General features: G+C 61.2%; 14 protein-coding genes and 1 pseudogene. 4 read left to right on the forward strand and 11 right to left on the reverse strand.

From position 1 onward, the window contains the following. Nucleotides 1-42: 42 nt before the first annotated feature. Genes cmk through mads3 form a run of 5 tightly spaced genes read right to left on the reverse strand, consistent with a single transcriptional unit; the run spans nucleotide 43 to nucleotide 4815 of the window. Entirely contained in the window at nucleotides 43-561 is a 519-nt protein-coding gene (gene cmk / locus SPITH_RS06415) for a (d)CMP kinase (RefSeq protein WP_014624868.1), read from the reverse strand. Between the two features lie 8 nt (nucleotides 562-569). After that, the gene (locus tag SPITH_RS06420) at nucleotides 570-1436 is read right to left on the reverse strand and encodes a YicC/YloC family endoribonuclease (RefSeq protein ID WP_014624869.1); all 867 of its coding nucleotides are present in this window, start codon (nucleotides 1434-1436) and stop codon (nucleotides 570-572) included. Then, nucleotides 1424-2893 carry a UDP-N-acetylmuramate--L-alanine ligase gene (murC, locus tag SPITH_RS06425; protein ID WP_014624870.1) on the reverse strand — a complete coding sequence of 490 codons (1470 nt, stop codon included), beginning with the start codon at nucleotides 2891-2893 and terminating at the stop codon, nucleotides 1424-1426. The genes SPITH_RS06420 and murC overlap by 13 nt, the downstream gene beginning before the upstream one ends. A gap of 27 nt (nucleotides 2894-2920) precedes the next feature. Beyond that, a complete protein-coding gene (gene mads4, locus SPITH_RS06430; RefSeq protein ID WP_014624871.1) occupies nucleotides 2921-3544 on the reverse strand; it encodes a methylation-associated defense system protein MAD4 in 624 nt (207 codons plus the stop codon). Beyond that, nucleotides 3544-4815: a methylation-associated defense system AAA family ATPase MAD3 gene (gene mads3 / locus SPITH_RS06435; protein WP_014624872.1), complete on the reverse strand. Its 1272-nt coding sequence runs from the start codon at nucleotides 4813-4815 to the stop codon at nucleotides 3544-3546. The genes mads4 and mads3 overlap by 1 nt, the downstream gene beginning before the upstream one ends. Nucleotides 4816-4930: 115 nt before the next feature. Here mads3 and SPITH_RS06440 point away from each other — a divergent pair, with 115 nt between their 5' ends. From SPITH_RS06440 to SPITH_RS06450, 3 genes are all read left to right on the forward strand, one after another. Next, nucleotides 4931-6112 (forward strand): MFS transporter, encoded by a 1182-nt coding sequence (locus SPITH_RS06440; protein WP_169311811.1) that lies wholly within the window; start codon nucleotides 4931-4933, stop codon nucleotides 6110-6112. A gap of 84 nt (nucleotides 6113-6196) precedes the next feature. Further along, the gene (locus SPITH_RS06445; RefSeq protein ID WP_014624874.1) at nucleotides 6197-7657 is read left to right on the forward strand and encodes an alkaline phosphatase; all 1461 of its coding nucleotides are present in this window, start codon (nucleotides 6197-6199) and stop codon (nucleotides 7655-7657) included. Between the two features lie 60 nt (nucleotides 7658-7717). Continuing rightward, a complete protein-coding gene (locus tag SPITH_RS06450; RefSeq protein ID WP_014624875.1) occupies nucleotides 7718-8935 on the forward strand; it encodes a YibE/F family protein in 1218 nt (405 codons plus the stop codon). 12 nt (nucleotides 8936-8947) lie between these two features. Here SPITH_RS06450 and SPITH_RS12460 read toward each other — a convergent pair. Next, nucleotides 8948-9262, reverse strand: a pseudogene (locus SPITH_RS12460) (DUF2784 family protein); the annotation flags it as partial. Next, nucleotides 9259-10299, reverse strand: coding sequence for a DUF4236 domain-containing protein (locus tag SPITH_RS06455; RefSeq protein WP_014624877.1), 1041 nt, complete (start codon nucleotides 10297-10299; stop codon nucleotides 9259-9261). The gene SPITH_RS06455 and the pseudogene SPITH_RS12460, both read right to left, overlap by 4 nt. A 125-nt stretch (nucleotides 10300-10424) precedes the next feature. On the opposite strand from SPITH_RS06455, the gene SPITH_RS06460 reads away from it, so the two are divergent. Continuing rightward, nucleotides 10425-11813 carry a CapA family protein gene (locus SPITH_RS06460; protein WP_245523347.1) on the forward strand — a complete coding sequence of 463 codons (1389 nt, stop codon included), beginning with the start codon at nucleotides 10425-10427 and terminating at the stop codon, nucleotides 11811-11813. Nucleotides 11814-11819: 6 nt separating this feature from the next. Here SPITH_RS06460 and SPITH_RS06465 read toward each other — a convergent pair whose 3' ends face one another. The 4 genes from SPITH_RS06465 to SPITH_RS06480 are packed head-to-tail and all read right to left on the reverse strand — an operon-like array spanning nucleotide 11820 to nucleotide 16582. Further along, complete coding sequence (locus SPITH_RS06465; RefSeq protein WP_014624879.1) at nucleotides 11820-13403, reverse strand: [Fe-Fe] hydrogenase large subunit C-terminal domain-containing protein; 1584 nt, start codon at nucleotides 13401-13403, stop codon at nucleotides 11820-11822. Next, nucleotides 13387-13662 carry an NADH-quinone oxidoreductase subunit NuoE family protein gene (locus tag SPITH_RS06470; protein WP_014624880.1) on the reverse strand — a complete coding sequence of 92 codons (276 nt, stop codon included), beginning with the start codon at nucleotides 13660-13662 and terminating at the stop codon, nucleotides 13387-13389. The genes SPITH_RS06465 and SPITH_RS06470 overlap by 17 nt, the downstream gene beginning before the upstream one ends. Before the next feature lie 12 nt (nucleotides 13663-13674). Next, nucleotides 13675-14865: a SpoIIE family protein phosphatase gene (locus SPITH_RS06475; protein ID WP_013314017.1), complete on the reverse strand. Its 1191-nt coding sequence runs from the start codon at nucleotides 14863-14865 to the stop codon at nucleotides 13675-13677. After that, nucleotides 14858-16582, reverse strand: coding sequence for a [Fe-Fe] hydrogenase large subunit C-terminal domain-containing protein (locus tag SPITH_RS06480; protein ID WP_014624881.1), 1725 nt, complete (start codon nucleotides 16580-16582; stop codon nucleotides 14858-14860). Before SPITH_RS06480 ends, SPITH_RS06475 begins: the two co-directional genes overlap by 8 nt.

Raw genomic sequence — 16582 nt, forward strand, 5'->3', positions numbered from 1 at the left:
GTATAATATTAGCAAAAACCGTGCCGGTATGTAAAGTCGAGGCTAAGCCCCTTTCTGTACACCAGCGACGATCCGCTCCGTGATCTCCTCCGGGGTGAGTTCGGTGGTGTCGATCACCAGGTCGGCGACCTCTTCGTACCGGTCTATGTCGATGCCGTAGAGGGCGAGGTAGCGTCCGGCGTCCCTTCTGTCACGTTCCCGGGTCTCCTCGAGTATCTCTTCGAACCTGCCGCCTTCTCGCTTCTGGATGCGCCGGGCTCGCACCTCGAGTGGGGCGTAGAGGTACACCTTGAAAGCCTCCGGTGGGGCGAGCCAGATGGCGAGACGGGAACCCAACACACAGGTTCCCTCTTGGAGGAGGTTCTTCTGGCGTTCGTCGAGGTAGAGGTCCCACCTGGGGCTCTCCTGGGCCTCTTTGAGGATCTGCTCGAAGGGCACGCCCTGTTCCTGTGAGATGTTACGGAAGGTGTAGTTGATCCAACGGAGGCCGAGGCGTTCGGCCACCATGCGGCTCACGGTGGAGTTTCCGCATCCGCTCTTTCCGGAGATGGCAACGATCATGGTCTCCCTCACTCTATGTTTCGAACCTGCTCGCGGATGTTTTCGACGGCGTCCTTCATGCGGACCACCGCTTGGCTTATCACCACGAGGGGAGTCTTGGAACCTATGGTGTTCACCTCCCTGTGCATCTCCTGACAAAGGAAGTCCATCTTCTTTCCCACAGGGCCCTGGGTGTCAAAGAGCTCTCTGAAGTGTGAGAGGTGGGCGTCGAGGCGCACGATCTCTTCATCAATAGAGAAGCGCGTGAGGAGGACGGCGAGCTCGGTGAGAAGGCGCTGCTCATCTATTCCTTCACCGACGAGTTCTCTCATCCGTTGCTCCAGCTGAGCCTTGAGATAGGCTTCCATCTCTCCGGCGTGTGCCTTCACCACCTGAAAGGCTTCTTCGATCTCTCTGAGGAGTTGCTCGATGTGCTCTTTGGTCTTCTGGCCTTCGCGTTCGCGGGTGGCTTTGAAGTCGGCAATAGCGGCGTCCAGAAGTGGGGAAACGGCCTGCCAGTAACGCTCCGGGTCCTGGAGCTTCTCCACTTTGATGAGGCCGTTGAGGCCGAGAAGGTGTTCGAGGCGGATGGATCCTTTTACCTTGGCGCGCTTCTTGAGCCGGTTGAGGGCCTCCACATAGGCGTCCACCGCGGCTTCGTCGAGGTGGATCTCCACCTGTTCCCGGTACTCACGCATCCTCAGGTAGCACTCTACTTTGCCCCGGGAGATCTCTGCGGTGAGGCGTTCCCTGATGCGGGGTTCAAGGGGGCTCACGTATGAGGGGATGTTCACGTAGAGTTCGAGAAATCGGTTGTTGTAGCCTTTGAGCTCTATAGACAGGTTCCACTCGTCCGTGGTGTGTTCGCGGTAGGCGTAGCCTGTCATGCTTCGCATGTGGGTGCTCCTTCCTTGTTGGCGTAGTGCTGGTAGAGGGCGCGGCCGAGTTTCCAGTTGTCGCCTGCGCCCATGGTGATGAAGAGGTCTCCCGGTCGCAGGATACGGGTGCAGAGGTCAAAGGCATCCATCACTTCATGTGTATAGTACACAAAGGGATGCATGGCCGAGGCAGCCCGGTAGAGGTCTTCTCCGGTGACAGCACCAGAGGTCTCCCGCGCAGAGGCGTAAATTTTGTGGAGTATGACGATGTCGGCTGGCTCGAAGGACCTGGCGAACTCGTGAAGGAGGGCTGCGGTGCGCGAGTAGGTGTGGGACATGAAGTCGAGGATGATGCGTCTGCCGGGGTAAAAGGTCCGGTAGCCTTCAAGAGTGGCGCGGATGGCGGTGGGGTGATGGCCGTAGTCGTCTATGAAGATGATGCCCCCTGCCTGGCCCACCACCTCGCTCCGCCTCCGGGTGCCGGTATACGAGGCAAGAGCTGCACAGAGGGGCCCAGCGTGATCTGAGAGAAAGGCTTCGGGCGAGGGGGCAAGGCCTGCGTCCTGCGCGATGAGGGCGGTGAGGGCGAGGGCGGCGGTGGCATTGAGGAGCATGTGGGCGCCGGGTACGTGGAGCGTGAAGGAGAGGCCGGCTGCGAGTCGTGCGGTCTGGGCGCCGGGGTGCTGGCTGATATCTGTGATGCGGAAGGGGCCGGGTGCAGTCCGGCCGTAGGGGATGAGGGCCAGGTCGGGGCGCTCGGCGGCAAGGGTGCGGGCCGCCTGGACGGCGCCGGGCTGGTCGGCGCAGTAGATGAGGGCGCCGTCAGGGGGGAGGAGGTGGGCGTATTCCAGAAAGGCGGCGAAGATGTCCTCATAGGTGGGATAGTAGTCCAGGTGGTCTTCCTCCACGCTGGTGAGGACGATCCAGGTGGGGTTGAAGTGCAGGAAGTGGCGGCGGTACTCACAGGTTTCGGCCACGAAGTAGCGGGGAGAAGGGTGTGTGAGGGTGGCGCGGCCTCCCCAGAGGGGGACGGCGCTGCCGGTGAGCGTGGCGGCGGGGAGGGAGAGGGCGCGGAGGAGGGTGCCGGTGAGGGCGGTGGTGCTGGTCTTGCCGTGCACGCCTGCGATGCCCGCGGAGCGGAAGTGGCGGGAGTAGGCGCCGAGGGCATGGGGGTAGGGGTAGCAGGGGATGCCGAGGCGGCGGGCTTCGGCGAGCTGGGGGTGGGTGGGGGGGTAGGCGGCGGAGTGGACGACGGCGTGCCAGGGGGCGTGGAGGTGGTGGTGGGAAAAGTCGTGTACCCGAATTCCCAGTGAGGCAAGGATCTCGTCGGTGTAGAAGGTATCGTCGACGTCCGATCCTTCTATCACAGCCCCTGCTGCCGAGAACAGCTCGGCGAGGGCGGTCATTCCCGTGCCCTTTATGCCCACGAAGAAAAGCCGGGCGGATGCAAGTCCCTCAGGGCTGAACAACTCCATACGGTATAATAGGGAATTACCAGCTCTCTATGCAAGATCTTGAGGCGGGAACCATCTTCGGAGTGTTGCCTTAAATTTTTTGAAGGCCCGATCCTGACATTTTGTGAGGCTTACGTCTTTTGCCAAGCTGTCAAAGATGCTGGAAGAGAAAGGACGGGTACTTCTGCGTAAAGCCTCCTTAAGCGCCTCTTTGGGACGTAAAGGTTTCTTCAGAGCATTGCATGGAACCTCCTTGAGAAGACTGTCAAGCTCTTGTTCGGAGAGGCCTATTACCTTACTCACATGAGATGAACCACTCCATACCCATATCTCAAGCTCAGGGTCAAGGACGATCACTGAGACACTCTCGCGGCTCCAACCGTTGCGGTGTAGCTGGGCCTCCATCTCCTCTTCTAATCTTTCGGCCGAAAGGTGCTCTCTCCCACACCCCTCCCGGTCGAAAAGTACCAAAGCATGACTACACTTTCCCACGAAGTTTCTCAGAAAATTCACCCCATCATTCAGAACACCCGGATCTCTCTGAGGATGGGTATGCACCGCAAATGTGATGTTCCCCCGGATTTTCAATGAATCGGCTCGACATTGGAGGAGTCTCCGTATGGCAACTTCCATGTCTTTATCAGCCACCAGCACTACAAGATCTACCCGCATCACCCCAACACTCCTGAGGCAAAAAGAACGTCGAGAGAGTCCTGCTTCCTCCAATCTTTGAGTGCAGGATGATCATCACCGCGGACTATCACGGTGGCCCCTGAAGAAGTCTTCGAAAATATGAGGAGGTCTTTGGGCTCAGCAAGGGCCATGAACAAAGGCGAGTGTGTAGCAACGAGAATCTGACCCTTGTACACTGAGCTCAAAGCCTGATATACGGAGTGGATGGCCTTTGGATGCATGCCGTTTTCTGGTTCTTCTACAAGCACTATTCTTTCTTTCGGAGGAAGGTAGGCAAGTAGAGTGAGGGCAAGCATTCGCAACGTACCGTCGGAAAGCATCCAAGCGGGGATCACACTGCCATTCGAATATTTTGCTACAATATAACGAGACCTGTCCTCAGGCCGTTCTCTCACCTCGATCCCTTCGAGATCTTGAAGCGTGGTCTTCACATGGTCTACCCACCATTCATACCGCTCTCGATACTCTTTCTGAAGTTTTTCCACCATCACAGGGAGATTGGAACCATCCGATTGAAAGGAGAGAGGTGCATCGATAGGAGAAGACCTCCGCATCGAGAGACTATTCAGGCGTAGTATTTGTATACCTTCTCGTAGCATATCTCTAAACCAAAGGGCTATAGGGAAACGCTCTTTGTCTTCTGGAATCCCTGAAAGGGAGAGTCGCTTTGGGGAAAGCCGAAAAGCTATGTTCCATTTTGTAGACTCTGATTTGAAATAATTATTGCTATTCCAATGCTTTTTTCTGATCACCAGGCGGTATCCCTCTGGAGTATGTCCATTATGCAGGATATGCGTATCCTGGAGCTCAAAAATCTCAGGGATAAAAAGCTCCGCCTCCTTTTCGGTGTTCTTTTGAAAGGAGGAGCGACGTCCTGTCCCTTTTGAGAGGAGCCAGAGATTCTCGGAGTGGACGACTACCTCTCTCTCTTCAGAAAGTCCAACAGCAACCTCATAACGGAGTTTTGTGTATCCATTTCTATGAAGCTCTTGGGGAACCTCGGCTTCGAGTCCAATCTCAAATCCCTCTTTGCTTTCTCCCTGTTTCCATACAAGATCTTCGAAGGAAGAGGTTCTTCGGGTAACGGCCTTATCCACATCATCTTCCAATGATTCTTGGAGAAACTGAAATACATCGAGTAAAGAACTCTTGCCACTCGCATTAGGGCCTATGAGGATGTTGAACGGATGGAGTCGCACATCTACTCTCTTCAGACACTTATAGTGCCGGACTTCCACCCGAGTAATCATCAACGCCTCCTGCTTTGTCCATGATAGTTCCAAACTGGATATGGATCAAGCTTGCCTCTTAGACATTGATGACAGACGTGCGTCGTTGTGCCATACTCCCCGTATGCGTGGTGTGATGGATAATCGGCTGTTTGCGGGTCTTTTCGGCGTGATGCTCATGATGGGGATAGCCCTCACTCTCTTCGGGGCCACACTCCCCCTCCTCATCAGGACCTTCGGCTGGAGCTATCTGGAGAGCGGCCTGGTGATGGGTGCAGGGTCGGTGAGCTTCTTCATCGCCACCTTTTTCGCGGGCAGGATCGCCTCCACGGTGGGACTTTCCCGGCTCTTCAGAGGGGGGTTCGTCCTCGCAGCAGGGGGGCTCCTCCTCTTCGCGAGGTGGCCGTCCATGTGGGTGAACGTGTTCGTGAACGCGCTCATGTCGCTGGGGTTCGGTGCGGTGGAGATAGGAGCGAACCTCACCATGCTCCAGCTCGAGAAGGACGGGTCCGGGAGGGCGATGAACGTGCTGCACGCGGCCTTCGCCATAGGGGCGATCCTCGGTCCCGTGGCAACTGGCGCCCTGCTTCAGGCCGGGATCCCCTGGAACCTGGTGTACCGGGGCATGGCGGTGCTCTTTCTGGTCCTGTGGATGGTGATGGAGCGGCTCAATCCCTCCAGGTTCGACATTCCGCGTGCCGACCACGACATCCACCCACGGGAGGCCCTCATTCGCGAGCCGGTCTACTGGCTTGGCTTCCTCACCCTGTGTCTCTACGTAGGGGCGGAGTTGGGGGTATCCAACTGGGTGGCGGAGTACGGGGTGCAGGTGTTCAGGATACCGGAACGGTACGCGGTGTTTCTGGTCTCCACGTTCTGGGTGGGACTTCTTGCAGGCAGGTTCCTCGCGCCCCTGGTGCTCACACCGACACGGCAGCGTCGCGTACTTCTGGGGAGTGCCGTGCTCTTTGCCGCGGCCGTGGCCCTCACGGCCCTTCTGGGGATGGTGCTCCCCTCCCCTCTCCTCCTGGTCGTCCTGGTGCTCGCCTCGGGCCTCGGCGCTGCGGTGATCTTCCCCACCACGGTCTCGCTCGTGGGTACCGCACTCGCGCGCTGGCAGGGTGATGCCGTGGGATTCGCCACCACAGGAGGCGGTGTGGGCTCGTTCGTCTTCCCGTTCGTCATGTCTGCCATATCAGAGGCGTGGGGGATCCGGATCGGCTTCGCCTTCTACAGTGTGAGCGCTTTCCTCCTACTCGGGTCGCTCGGCCTGCTCATTGCAGCGGCCGCTCACCGCGCGGGACGAGGAAAGGGCTGACTTAAACGAAATTTCATCGGTCCCTCACACGCATTTCACCGTCCGCCTCCAGGATGGAGCAACACCATCCTGGAGGTACGTGGAATGAAGAGACTCATCGTATCCCTGTTACTACTCGTCTCCCTGCTACCCATGGGGGCAGGGGGAACGAGGGAGACCGGATCCGCTCCCAAGGTCTCCCCAGAGCCTTCTCAGCCGAAGGCGAAGTACATCTTCTTCTTCATCGGGGACGGTATGGGCCTTCCGCAGATCAATGCGGCCGAGGCCTACCTCATGGCCCGGGAGCAGAAGGATGCCCCGCTACGGCTCTCGTTCACCACGTTCCCCGCCACCGGCATGGCGACCACCTATTCCTCGGACAGCTACATCACGGACTCGGCAGCCGCGGGCACTGCACTCGCGGCGGGTAGGAAGACTGCCAACGGGGTGATCAACATGGACCCGGGGAAAACCCGGACCTTCACCACGATTGCAGAGCGGCTCTATGAAAGAGGCCTCAAAGTGGGTATCATCTCCACGGTCTCCATCGACCACGCCACCCCTGCCTCTTTCTACGCCCATCAACCCAGTAGAAGCAACTACTACGAGATCGGTCTGGAGCTCGCAAAGAGCGGGTTCGAGTTCTTCGGTGGAGGGGGATTCCGCGATCCGGAGGGAAAGAGAAGTAAGAGGGAAGGAGGGAAGCCCAACGTGCTCGAAGAGGCGAGGAAGGCCGGCTATACCATCCTCACCACCGAGGAGGAGATCCTGGGTCTCTCTCCTGGGTCGGCGCAGAAGGTGATCGCGATCAATCCCGTGCTCCCTTCATCCGCTGCGATGCCCTACAAGATCGATAGGGACGAGGAGTCTCTCGATCTTGCCGACTTCACACGAAAGGCCGTGGAGTTCCTCGAGAATCCAGAGGGCTTCTTCATCATGGTGGAGGGGGGTAAGATCGACTGGGCCTGTCATGCGAACGATGCAGTGGCGGCCATACAGGACGTCCTCGACTTCGACGAGGCGGTGCAGGTGGCCGTGGAGTTCGCACGACGGCATCCGGATGAGACCCTCATCGTGGTCACCGGCGACCATGAGACAGGGGGACTCACCATAGGGTTCGCCGGCACGAGATACGAGAATGCCTTCCCGGTGCTCCTCAACCAGAAGGTCTCGTTCGAGGGGTTCAATGCGGTCTTCGAATCATACAAGAGTAAAAAGGGCCTCACGCTCGACGATGTGATGCCCCTGGTGAGGGAATACTTCGGGATCGAGTCCCTCACTCCCTACGAGGAAGAGGTGCTCTCGCGCGCCCTCCGGGCGAGTCTGGAAGGGGTTCCTGAGGATGATCCTCAGTCCTACCTCCTCTACGGCGGGTACGAACCGTTCACCGTGACCCTCACCCATGTGGTGAACAACCGTGCCGGCCTCGGCTGGACGACCTGGAGCCACACGGGAGTTCCTGTGCCGGTCTATGCCACAGGACCCGGGGCTCACCTCTTCACAGGTTACTACGACAATACCGATATCCCGAAGCGGATCGCCCGGTTGGCGGGTGTGGACCTGTAGACCCGTTCGAAGGGGCGGGGATCCCCCCCGCCCCTCTTCACTCTGCCACAAGGAGGGGACGTGACACGCGTACTCCATCTCCTGAGATCGAAGGACGGGCTCGTCACTCTCTCTTCCGTCCTTTGTATAGGGGTGTTGCTCCTGCTTCCAACGACGACGAGGTTCGACCGTCCCCGGCCTGACGAGGTGAGGGCAAAAGGCCTCGTGGTGACGACCGATGACAGCAACCTCCACCAGTTCGGCCTGGTCCGTCAGGGTGAACAGGTCCTGGAGGTGGAGGTGACATCGGGTCCATGGAAAGGAGAGCGCGTCCGAGCCACCAACATCCTCCAGGGAAGCCTCGAACTGGACAAGGTCTTCTCCCCCGGGGATGCGGTGTTGGTGGTGCTCACCGTACAGGACGGGGTGCTCTCGTCATGGGCCTCGGTGCCGGACTTCTGGAGGCTCGATGTGGAGCTCATCCTCGCCCTCGCCTTTTCGGCATCGCTCCTCGTGTTCGCGGGATGGACGGGCTTCAGGGCCCTCGTATCCTTCGTACTCACGGCAGTGAGTTTCTGGAAGCTCCTCCTTCCCGCCTACCTCGCAGGATATGCCCCCGTCCCGGTGGCCGTGGCCGTGGTGTCCTGCCTCACGGGACTCATCCTCCTTCTCATAGGGGGGTGGAGGAGGAAGACTCTGGTCGCGTTCCTCGGTGCGGTGGTGGGGATGGGGGCCATCCTGGCCGTGATCGGGTTGTGGGGAGGGGGATTCAGGCTGCACGGAGCGGTCCGCCAGTTCGCCGAGAGCCTCCTCTATTCCGGGTTTCCCTACCTGGACCTCACCGGCATCCTCTACGCGAGCATCTTCATGGGGGCCATGGGGGCGATCATGGATCTCGCGATGGACATCGCCTCAGCCCAGGAGGAGCTCGTACGACACAGGCCCGATATCGGGAGGATGGCGATCGTGCGCTCGGGCATGCGGGTGGGGAGGGCGGTACTGGGGACCATGAGCACCACCCTCCTCTTCGCCTATTCCGGGTCGTACCTTCCCCTCCTCCTCGTCTTCATGGCGCAGGGGGTTCCCCTCCTGAATGCCCTCAACCTGCAGTACGTGGCCGTGGAGGTGCTCCACACCCTCGCGGGGTCAATGGGTCTGGTCCTGGTGGCCCCGGCCACGGCGGTGATGGGGGGACTTCTCTTCCCGGGGGTGCGCGATGCGGCGATGATCCCCTCTCCTCTTCCGGCGCTTCCTCACGAGATCCCTCAGGTTGAAGAGGAGGCTGAGGCCGAGGCTTGAGAGGTAGACGCCGAGGGTGGCGCGGATGACCAGATCGACGTCTGCGTCGATGCCGGTGAGGGTGCGCACGAGGAAGTGGATGTAGGTGGGCGAGTCGATGGGCCTTCCGAGGGCCTCGCGGACCTGCCAGTGCCAGTCGGTACAAGGGCAGTAGCCAAAGCCGTACCAGATACCGAGGATGCCCCAGGAGGCGCCGGTGAGGAGGAGGGTAGCGAGGTTGAGGCGGCGCGTGGCACGGAAGGCCCAGCCGGTGCAGTTGAAGAGGGTAAAGAGAGTGTGAAACACGAGGAAGAACCAGTCCAGTATCACGAGGAGTGTCCTGGTCACGGCTCGAGTCCGAGGCGGCGGGCCACGTCCTCGTACCGGGGGTCTTCCGCGTAGAGGGCCTCGAGGTCGGCACGGGCACGCGCGGGAAGGTCTGCCTCCTCGAAGGCGAGGGCGCGTTCGTACCTGAGGGCCTTGAGGAGCTCGGGCGGTCGGTCTTTCCGCCTCGCGAGGGCGCGGGTGAGGATGCGGGCGGCGAGACGGGGGAGCCCCTTGGCCCTGAGGGCCCGGGCACGGTAGAGGAGGAGGCAGGCGTGCACCGGGGTCTCGTTGGCGACTTCTTCAGTGAGGGTGAGGATCCTCTCGAGGTGCTGTTCGTCTCCGGGGTCCATGTCCCACAGGAGTTCCACAAGAGAAAGGGCCACCACGGGGTCTGTAGGCCGCTCTCCCTGAAGGCGGGTGAGAACCTGAAGCGCTTCCTGGTGCTTTCCCTGCTCCTGGAGGGCTTCCACCAGGCCGAGGAGCACGCCGTGCGCCGAAGGTTCCACTATGGCGGAGAGTTCCTCGGTGATAGGGAGGGAAAAGACCGGCTTTATCCCATGTCGCGCACACCAGGCGCCGATCTGTTCGGGACGTCGGAGCGCGCGTCGGAAGGCCTCTTCTGCCTCGGCAGGGCGTTCATGCTTGAGCAGGAGGAACCCCTCCAGGTAGGCGGCGTCGGGGATCGATCCCGCCCGGCCGAGGGCCTCGAGGGCCGCCGTCTCGTCTCCCCGGCCGAGGGCCTTGCAGGCCTCGAGGAGGGCCTGCTCTTCCGGCGGTACGGTAAGGGCGTCCCAGAAGGAAGGGGTAAGCGAGTCCTCTCGGGATGCGGATGCCCGGCGCCGGGAGGGTCTTCCCCTCCGTCCGGTGGTGCCCGTGCCGAGGGTGGTGGTGTAGGAGAGGCCTGTACCGGGAAGGCCGAAGGTGAGCCGGGCTCCCGTGCGACCTCCGAGGGTGAGTCTGGCCCCCCGGGGACCGAGGGAGACGGAGGCGCCCGACCGTGAGAGGTTGAGGGTGATGCCTGGGGCGAGACGGATCCGACGGAAGAACCTGAAGGCCATGGTCCCCTCGTGGAAAGGGATGGTCCGCTCGTATTGTTGCCGATATGCCGGGATTTGTCAAAGGCCTCCCGGAGGCCCGAGACGAATGGTGACAGAGGATGAAAATCCCACTACTCTTAAGGGAGATGGAAAGGAGGGAAGGATCCGGCTCCTGGATGGGAGCGGTGCTGCTGCTAGTCCTCGTCTCGGGCGGGTGTAGCGGGGGGGTGGGAGGGTCGTCCGGCACGGCGCTACCGGTGGGGGAGATGCTGCGGGAGGAGGTGGTCTCGCGTCTTCGGCCGCCTGAGGGGGTGGAGGTGCGGGTGACTCCGGGGGAAGGGGTCCCGGAGGGGCGTCTTCTCTGGAAGCCCGTGGCCTCGCTCCTCTATGGGGTGCCGGTGCGGCTCGAGACGGCGCTCACGGAGAGCCTTCCGGAGGGAGAGGCGTGGGGGCGGGCGGTGCGTCTCGAAGAGATCGTCCTGCCGCATCTTGCGGCACGGGTGGAGGGGCGGTATCCGGGTGAGAAGGGATACCCCCTGGAGGTGCGGGTGTGGGTGGGGGTGCGGGCGGATCTCCTCGCGGATACGGGGGTTCGTGCGTGGTGGGAGAGGGTGGGGTTCGAGGCGGACGGGGTGAGCTGGGTGGGGGTGGTGGGGGATGTGGGGCCGTTCGGGGCACTGGGGGAGGTGCTGGCGGGGCCAGGGGGTGCGCAAAGGGTGGCAGGGGAGGTGTGGGAGGCGCTCAGGGGGGTGGAGGTGCTCCTCGGCAACCTGGAAGGGGCGGTGACATCACGCACGGGGGCGTATCCCAAGCCGTATATCTTCCGGATACCCGAGGGGGCGCTCCGGGGGCTGAGGGAGCTGGGGTTCGATTGGCTGTCGCTGGCGAACAACCACTCGTGGGACTTCTTCGAGCCGGGGTTCCTCGATACCTTGCGCGCGCTCGCGAGGGTGGGGCTGGCAACGTCGGGGGCGGGGAGAAGCCTGGAGGAGGCGCAGGTGTGGTGGCGGGTGCGGCTGCGGGAGGGGTGGGTGGGGGTGCTGGGGGTGGGGGCGTACCTGCGGGAGGACAGCGGGTTCGACGGGGAGGCGTTCGCGGCTGCACGGCCGGGGAAGCCGGGGATCCTGTGGGCGGACGAGAGGTTGTGGGGGGCGATGGAGGGGGAGAGGGAGGGCCTCCGTCTCCTGATGGTGCACGGAGGGCTCGAGTACACCGACGCGCCCAGAGAAGACTTCGTCCGCCTCTATCGTACGATGGTGGACCATGGTGCCGATGTGGTGATCGGCGCCCACCCTCATGTCCTCCAAGGGGGCGAAACCTACAAGAAGGGCATCATCTTCTATTCGCTCGGCAATTTCCTCTTCCCCGATGATGTGGACGATCCCCGTGCCTTCAGATCGGTCCTCCTGAGGCTCGGGATCCATAAAGGGGAGGTGAGGATTCTCTCCCCCCTCCCCGTGGTGTTCGAGTCCGGCCGGCTCTGGATTGGCGAAGGGGGGATCATCCATGCCCTAATCGGCGCCCCCCCACGATGATCAGCGTCAACCCCGTGTACCGCCCTCACCGGCATATTTCATGAGCAGGGTTTTCGACGTCCTGGGGTGTGCGATGGCACACGGCCCCCCCACACACCCACCTTCACACGCCATCACCTCCACGAGGGTCCTTTCCGGTGGATCCATACTCCATCGAGCGATCTCCTTGAGGGAGTCGGGGGAGAGCCCGTCTATCACCCTGTGCTCGATCTTCATCCCCTCCCCCAACTCCTCCATGGCATGGAGCACCGCACGGCTCACCCCCGAGGAAGCACCGAACCCCCTTCCATAGGACGATACACTCTCCTCCAAAGGAAGCGCTTCCTCTTCCCCCACCTCTATCTCCAGGGCGACGAGGAGGGCACCGAGTTCTTCTATGGTAAGGACGGCGTCCACTGCAGGTTCCTCCCTCCTCTCTTGTTTCTTGGCGAGACACGGACCCACGAACACCACGAAGGCGTCGGGATCCTCCTCCTTCAGGATTCGGGCACCCAGCACCATAGGGCTTGGGGTGTGCGAGACGTGATCGGAGATCCCTTCCAGTCTCGAGGCCGCGAGGACCCAAGACGGACAACATGAGGTGGCCACGAAAGCCTCTCCGGCGGAGAGTCTCTCTACGACCTCCCGGGCCTCCGCTTCCGCCACGCGATCGGCAGCAGCCGCCACCTCCACTACCCGAGAGAACCCGACTCGACGAAGGGCGGAGAGGAGTCGTCCGGGAGAAGTGGGAAACTGGGCCATCGCTGCAGGTGCCAGCATGGCGATCACCGTCCTTCCTGCGTGGAGGGCGGTCACCACACTGAAGAGATCCGACTGTTCCTGTGGGGCACCGAAGGGACAGGCCTTGAGACACTTGCCGCAGAGAATGCACGCTCCACGGTCAATGCGAGCCACCCCGTCTTCCCCCTTCTCGATCGCGCCTACAGGGCACACCTCTTCACACGGCACCGGTATTCTCACGATGGCGTGAAACGGGCACACCCGTTCACAGAGTCCACAGTTGATACATCGTTCGTAATCGATGGAGGCCCGCCCTCGGACGATGGAGATGGCGCCCTTGGGGCATCCCGTCTTACATGGACGGGCCACACAGCCCTGACAGACCTCCGTCACCATGAAACGGGCTCCCTCACAGGCGTTGCAGGCCTCGGTGATCATATGGAGGGGGAACCCATCGTCCAGTTCGAACGGCACGGCGAGGTCGACCGAACCCCTGATACCCGACGAGGGACGCCCGGAGCCGTGACCACTCCCTGTCACACCCACCGCTTCCGGTTCCTCCACCCGGGAGAAGGCGCGCTCTCCTCTCACCCTGCGCGCCACATCTTCCATGAGGATACGCGCGTAATGGGCGAGCGGTCGCGCCACGTCCTCCTTGCCCTCCACCTCAAAGCCCATGAGGGCCAGGAGCCGCAGCCGGAGGAGTGCCCGGTCGTGCTGTATACAGCATCGAACCTGTTCCCATCCCTCCCCTGTCATCTCGAAGGGGATCGCATCTATCTCTTCCTCGAGGGTCCCCTTGGTGAGAAGGCGTGCCACCCTCACGAGGAGATCCCTCCGGATCTTCGTCCGGTTATCCTCTCTCGGCATCGGTCCCTCCTGCAATGAGACGTGCTATCTCGGCCTTGAGACGCTCTGGAGTCACCCCCGCCAACAGGTTTCCGTCGACAAGGACGAAGGGGGCCCGCTCCGTCCCGAACTCCCGGCAGTGGTTGAGGCAGGGGGTCCCCTCCCACTCCAGGTGAGGGGCCCACTCCGGGGGAAGAGCGTCCCGGAGCGCCAGGAGGTCCGCCCCTCCCATGACGTAGCACGCGGTTCCTACACAGACCGTGATCCTGATCTTGCTCATTCCTTGACTCCCTCAGATGAATCGTACACTGGTCTTCTTCAAGTATCGCTGTTCCAACAGACCAGCGATCTTTCTCACCACATTTCTCCGGATCTCCAGCTCCACCGGCATAGAAGGATCCTGATGTGCCTCGTTTATCCTCGTCCCGACCAGGAATTCGATCACGTCGGAATTAAGCATGAAACGAAGGATCTCCGCGGCCGGGTTGCGAGGAAGACGTTCCACCACTTCGTCCCTCTCGAGATACTCCGCCACCTTCCCGAGCGTGAGGATCCCCTCGGTCACCAGGTCGGCCCCCTCCATCTCTCCCGGCGGGGGCAAGGCCGGATCGACACACTCCAGCCTCACCGAGAGCCGCTTGCCCAACTCCCGGGCGATGATGGTGGCAGTGGTTCCCCCACAGATGATACGCGTGCCTCTAAAATCCCTGAAGAGTGCGGCGAGGTCCCTGTCACGATCCCTCCGGAGCGGAGGGCCGGTCACCACGAGCAGCCGTCGTGCCTTTCTGAAATAGACGACCCCGCACGTGATGTCATCCTTGGCCTTGCCCTCGTCGATCATGAGGGCTCGCTGCACAACCACGCGGGCGAGGTCCCGCGCCGATATATCCGGCGTGACGGAAAGGATGTTCCCCACGTAGTCGATCACCCCCTCCAATCCCCATCCCAAGGGGAAACGACGGCTTCCCATACCGCACTGGGTCACCCCATCGGAGAAGAAGATGAGCCTGTCATCGAGGACGGCCTGGAAAGAGGAGAGCGCCACTTCCATGGAGGCAGGATGTCCCTTGCCCTGTCGACGAAGGATCCTCCGGTCCCGCCTCGTTTCAAGGAGCCGGTCCCCCCTCCACAGGAGATAGGGGGGATTGTCGTATTCCAGGCAGGAAACCCTGTAGTCCGAATCTATATCCACGATGGTAAACGTCGCATAACTTATCTTGCGTTTCGAACATACGGGAAGTGTCCGCATGAGAAGCCCTCCCGTCCTTTCCAGGGAGAGCTTGTGAGCGATACACCCCGCTCCGATAGTGGCCGTGAGCGTGGCCAGGACAGATGCCTTTATCCCCGAACCAAGGCCGTCGGAGAGCACGGAGACGATGCGCTTGCCGTTGAGATCTTTCTTCGAGAAGAACACATCTCCCTCGGCATGTTCACCGTACTTGGGTATCTGGAACGACCCGACTTCGACGAAGATGTCATCCATGATGCTCCCCCTCGAAGGACTCGACGATGGAACTCAAGGTCGCTTCCATCTCCGCTGCGTTTTCCCCCAGGAGATAGGCCACCTTCTGGACCGTACGGAGGTGATCCTTCATGACCTTCCTCGCCTGTTGGACGATCCTGTCCCGCTGTATCCAGGGCACCGTGATATCCTGGAAGAGTCCCCCCGCAACCGCACCCCGTTCGATCACGAAGATGCTCCCGTGGATGATCCGCTTTCCCACCCTGAAATCCTCCTCCACGAGCTCCGGTCCCTGATCGTCGAGCACGAGCTGGAAAACCTTCCAGAAGGGAACGATCTTTCTCAGATCGGCTCCTTCGAGACCGGGCCTCACTCCGTACATACCCTCTATCTCTGCTCCCCAGAGGTGCGCGAAATTGGAATTACACTCCACCACCTTCAGATCCTGATCCACCACCACCGCGGCCGAGGGCATGGTCTTGAGGAGCGCATTCGCCTTCTTCTGTGCCAATTTCCTCATGTAGGAAACACACATGGTCCGCTCCGCCCTCCCCCGCACCATGGCCTCGGCAAAGGCGCGACACGTATCATAACCGCAGCCGGAACAGTTGAGCTCGTCCTCAGGGGAATACTTGCCTACCGAGCGGAGGGCCTCACGTATCTCCTCATCGGAGATCGGAGTCTCACGGTATGGATCGCCGTGTACCTCCACCTCGAGCGGGAGCGCGCATCTCACCCACTCCCTGGAGGCCCCCTCGGCGTACGACAGGACCTTCAGATGACGGTCCAGGCTCCCTCTACGGCTGCCGAACGCCGGGCCGTTGATACATCCCCCCTCACAGGCGAGAAGTTCCAGGAAAAGCGGTACATCCAGGGAATCGATGTCCAGACCGTCGAGGGCGCGGGCGATCTGTGTGATCCCGGAGAACGACTCGAAGATCCACGAGCCGGGAGTTCCCATACGCTCGAGGGTACGGATGGCCCCTCCCTGGACCGGGTACAAGGCGCCATAGGATGAACGTGAGGGATAGAAATCGCCGCCATCGGTCCTGAGATCGGAGGGGTAGACACCTGCCTCCTCCATCCAAGCGGCGAGCTCGGAGAAGGTGAGCGCGAGATCCACCACCCCTCCCGACTGTTCCGCCTCCCTCTTCTTCGCGATGCAAGGACCTGCAAAGACCACTGCGGTCTCATGCCCGAAGACCGATTTGAGGTATTCGGCATGCGCCCTCATGGGGGAGCCCACAGGTATCACACAAGGAAGGAGGTCCGGACGATACCTCGAAATGTACTCCACGATCACCGGACAGGCCGAAGAGATGAGAAGACGCCCCTCTCCCTGTCCCTCGTGCCCCGAGAGCATCTCCCTTATCTTCTCGGACACGATATCCGCACCCACCGCGGTTTCGGAGACGGCATGGAACCCCAACTTTCTGCATGCGGCGATGAGCTCCTGAGGGGACGTATCCCTGAAGAACGCAGGGAAACTCGGTGCGAGAGAAAGCACGACCTTCGATCGGAGCGAAAGGATCGTCTTGGCCCTGTCGACGTCGGAGCGCACCCTCTTTGCGCCGGAAGGACACACCTCCACACAATGGCCGCAGTATAGGCACAACTCCTCTACCACCTCCGCACGACCGCTGGAGATGCGTATGGCCTTCACAGGACATTCGCGGATACACTTGTAGCAATCGAAACAGTCGGACGTGACCGTATAGATGAGGCGCTGGAATGTCAT

Source organism: Spirochaeta thermophila DSM 6578 (assembly GCF_000184345.1).
In the GTDB taxonomy this organism is placed as follows: domain Bacteria; phylum Spirochaetota; class Spirochaetia; order Winmispirales; family Winmispiraceae; genus Winmispira; species Winmispira thermophila.

Excerpts from the sequence above, each read along its gene's own strand:
- cmk (WP_014624868.1), bottom strand. The coding sequence starts at position 561 with ATGATCGTTGCCATCTCCGGAAAGAGCGGATGCGGAAACTCCACCGTG.
- SPITH_RS06420 (WP_014624869.1), bottom strand. The coding sequence starts at position 1,436 with ATGCGAAGCATGACAGGCTACGCCTACCGCGAACACACCACGGACGAG.
- murC (WP_014624870.1), bottom strand. The coding sequence starts at position 2,893 with ATGGAGTTGTTCAGCCCTGAGGGACTTGCATCCGCCCGGCTTTTCTTC.
- mads4 (WP_014624871.1), bottom strand. The coding sequence starts at position 3,544 with ATGCGGGTAGATCTTGTAGTGCTGGTGGCTGATAAAGACATGGAAGTT.
- mads3 (WP_014624872.1), bottom strand. The coding sequence starts at position 4,815 with ATGATTACTCGGGTGGAAGTCCGGCACTATAAGTGTCTGAAGAGAGTA.
- SPITH_RS06440 (WP_169311811.1), top strand. The coding sequence starts at position 4,931 with ATGGATAATCGGCTGTTTGCGGGTCTTTTCGGCGTGATGCTCATGATG.
- SPITH_RS06445 (WP_014624874.1), top strand. The coding sequence starts at position 6,197 with ATGAAGAGACTCATCGTATCCCTGTTACTACTCGTCTCCCTGCTACCC.
- SPITH_RS06455 (WP_014624877.1), bottom strand. The coding sequence starts at position 10,299 with ATGGCCTTCAGGTTCTTCCGTCGGATCCGTCTCGCCCCAGGCATCACC.
- SPITH_RS06460 (WP_245523347.1), top strand. The coding sequence starts at position 10,425 with ATGGAAAGGAGGGAAGGATCCGGCTCCTGGATGGGAGCGGTGCTGCTG.
- SPITH_RS06465 (WP_014624879.1), bottom strand. The coding sequence starts at position 13,403 with ATGCCGAGAGAGGATAACCGGACGAAGATCCGGAGGGATCTCCTCGTG.
- SPITH_RS06470 (WP_014624880.1), bottom strand. The coding sequence starts at position 13,662 with ATGAGCAAGATCAGGATCACGGTCTGTGTAGGAACCGCGTGCTACGTC.
- SPITH_RS06475 (WP_013314017.1), bottom strand. The coding sequence starts at position 14,865 with ATGGATGACATCTTCGTCGAAGTCGGGTCGTTCCAGATACCCAAGTAC.
- SPITH_RS06480 (WP_014624881.1), bottom strand. The coding sequence starts at position 16,582 with ATGACATTCCAGCGCCTCATCTATACGGTCACGTCCGACTGTTTCGAT.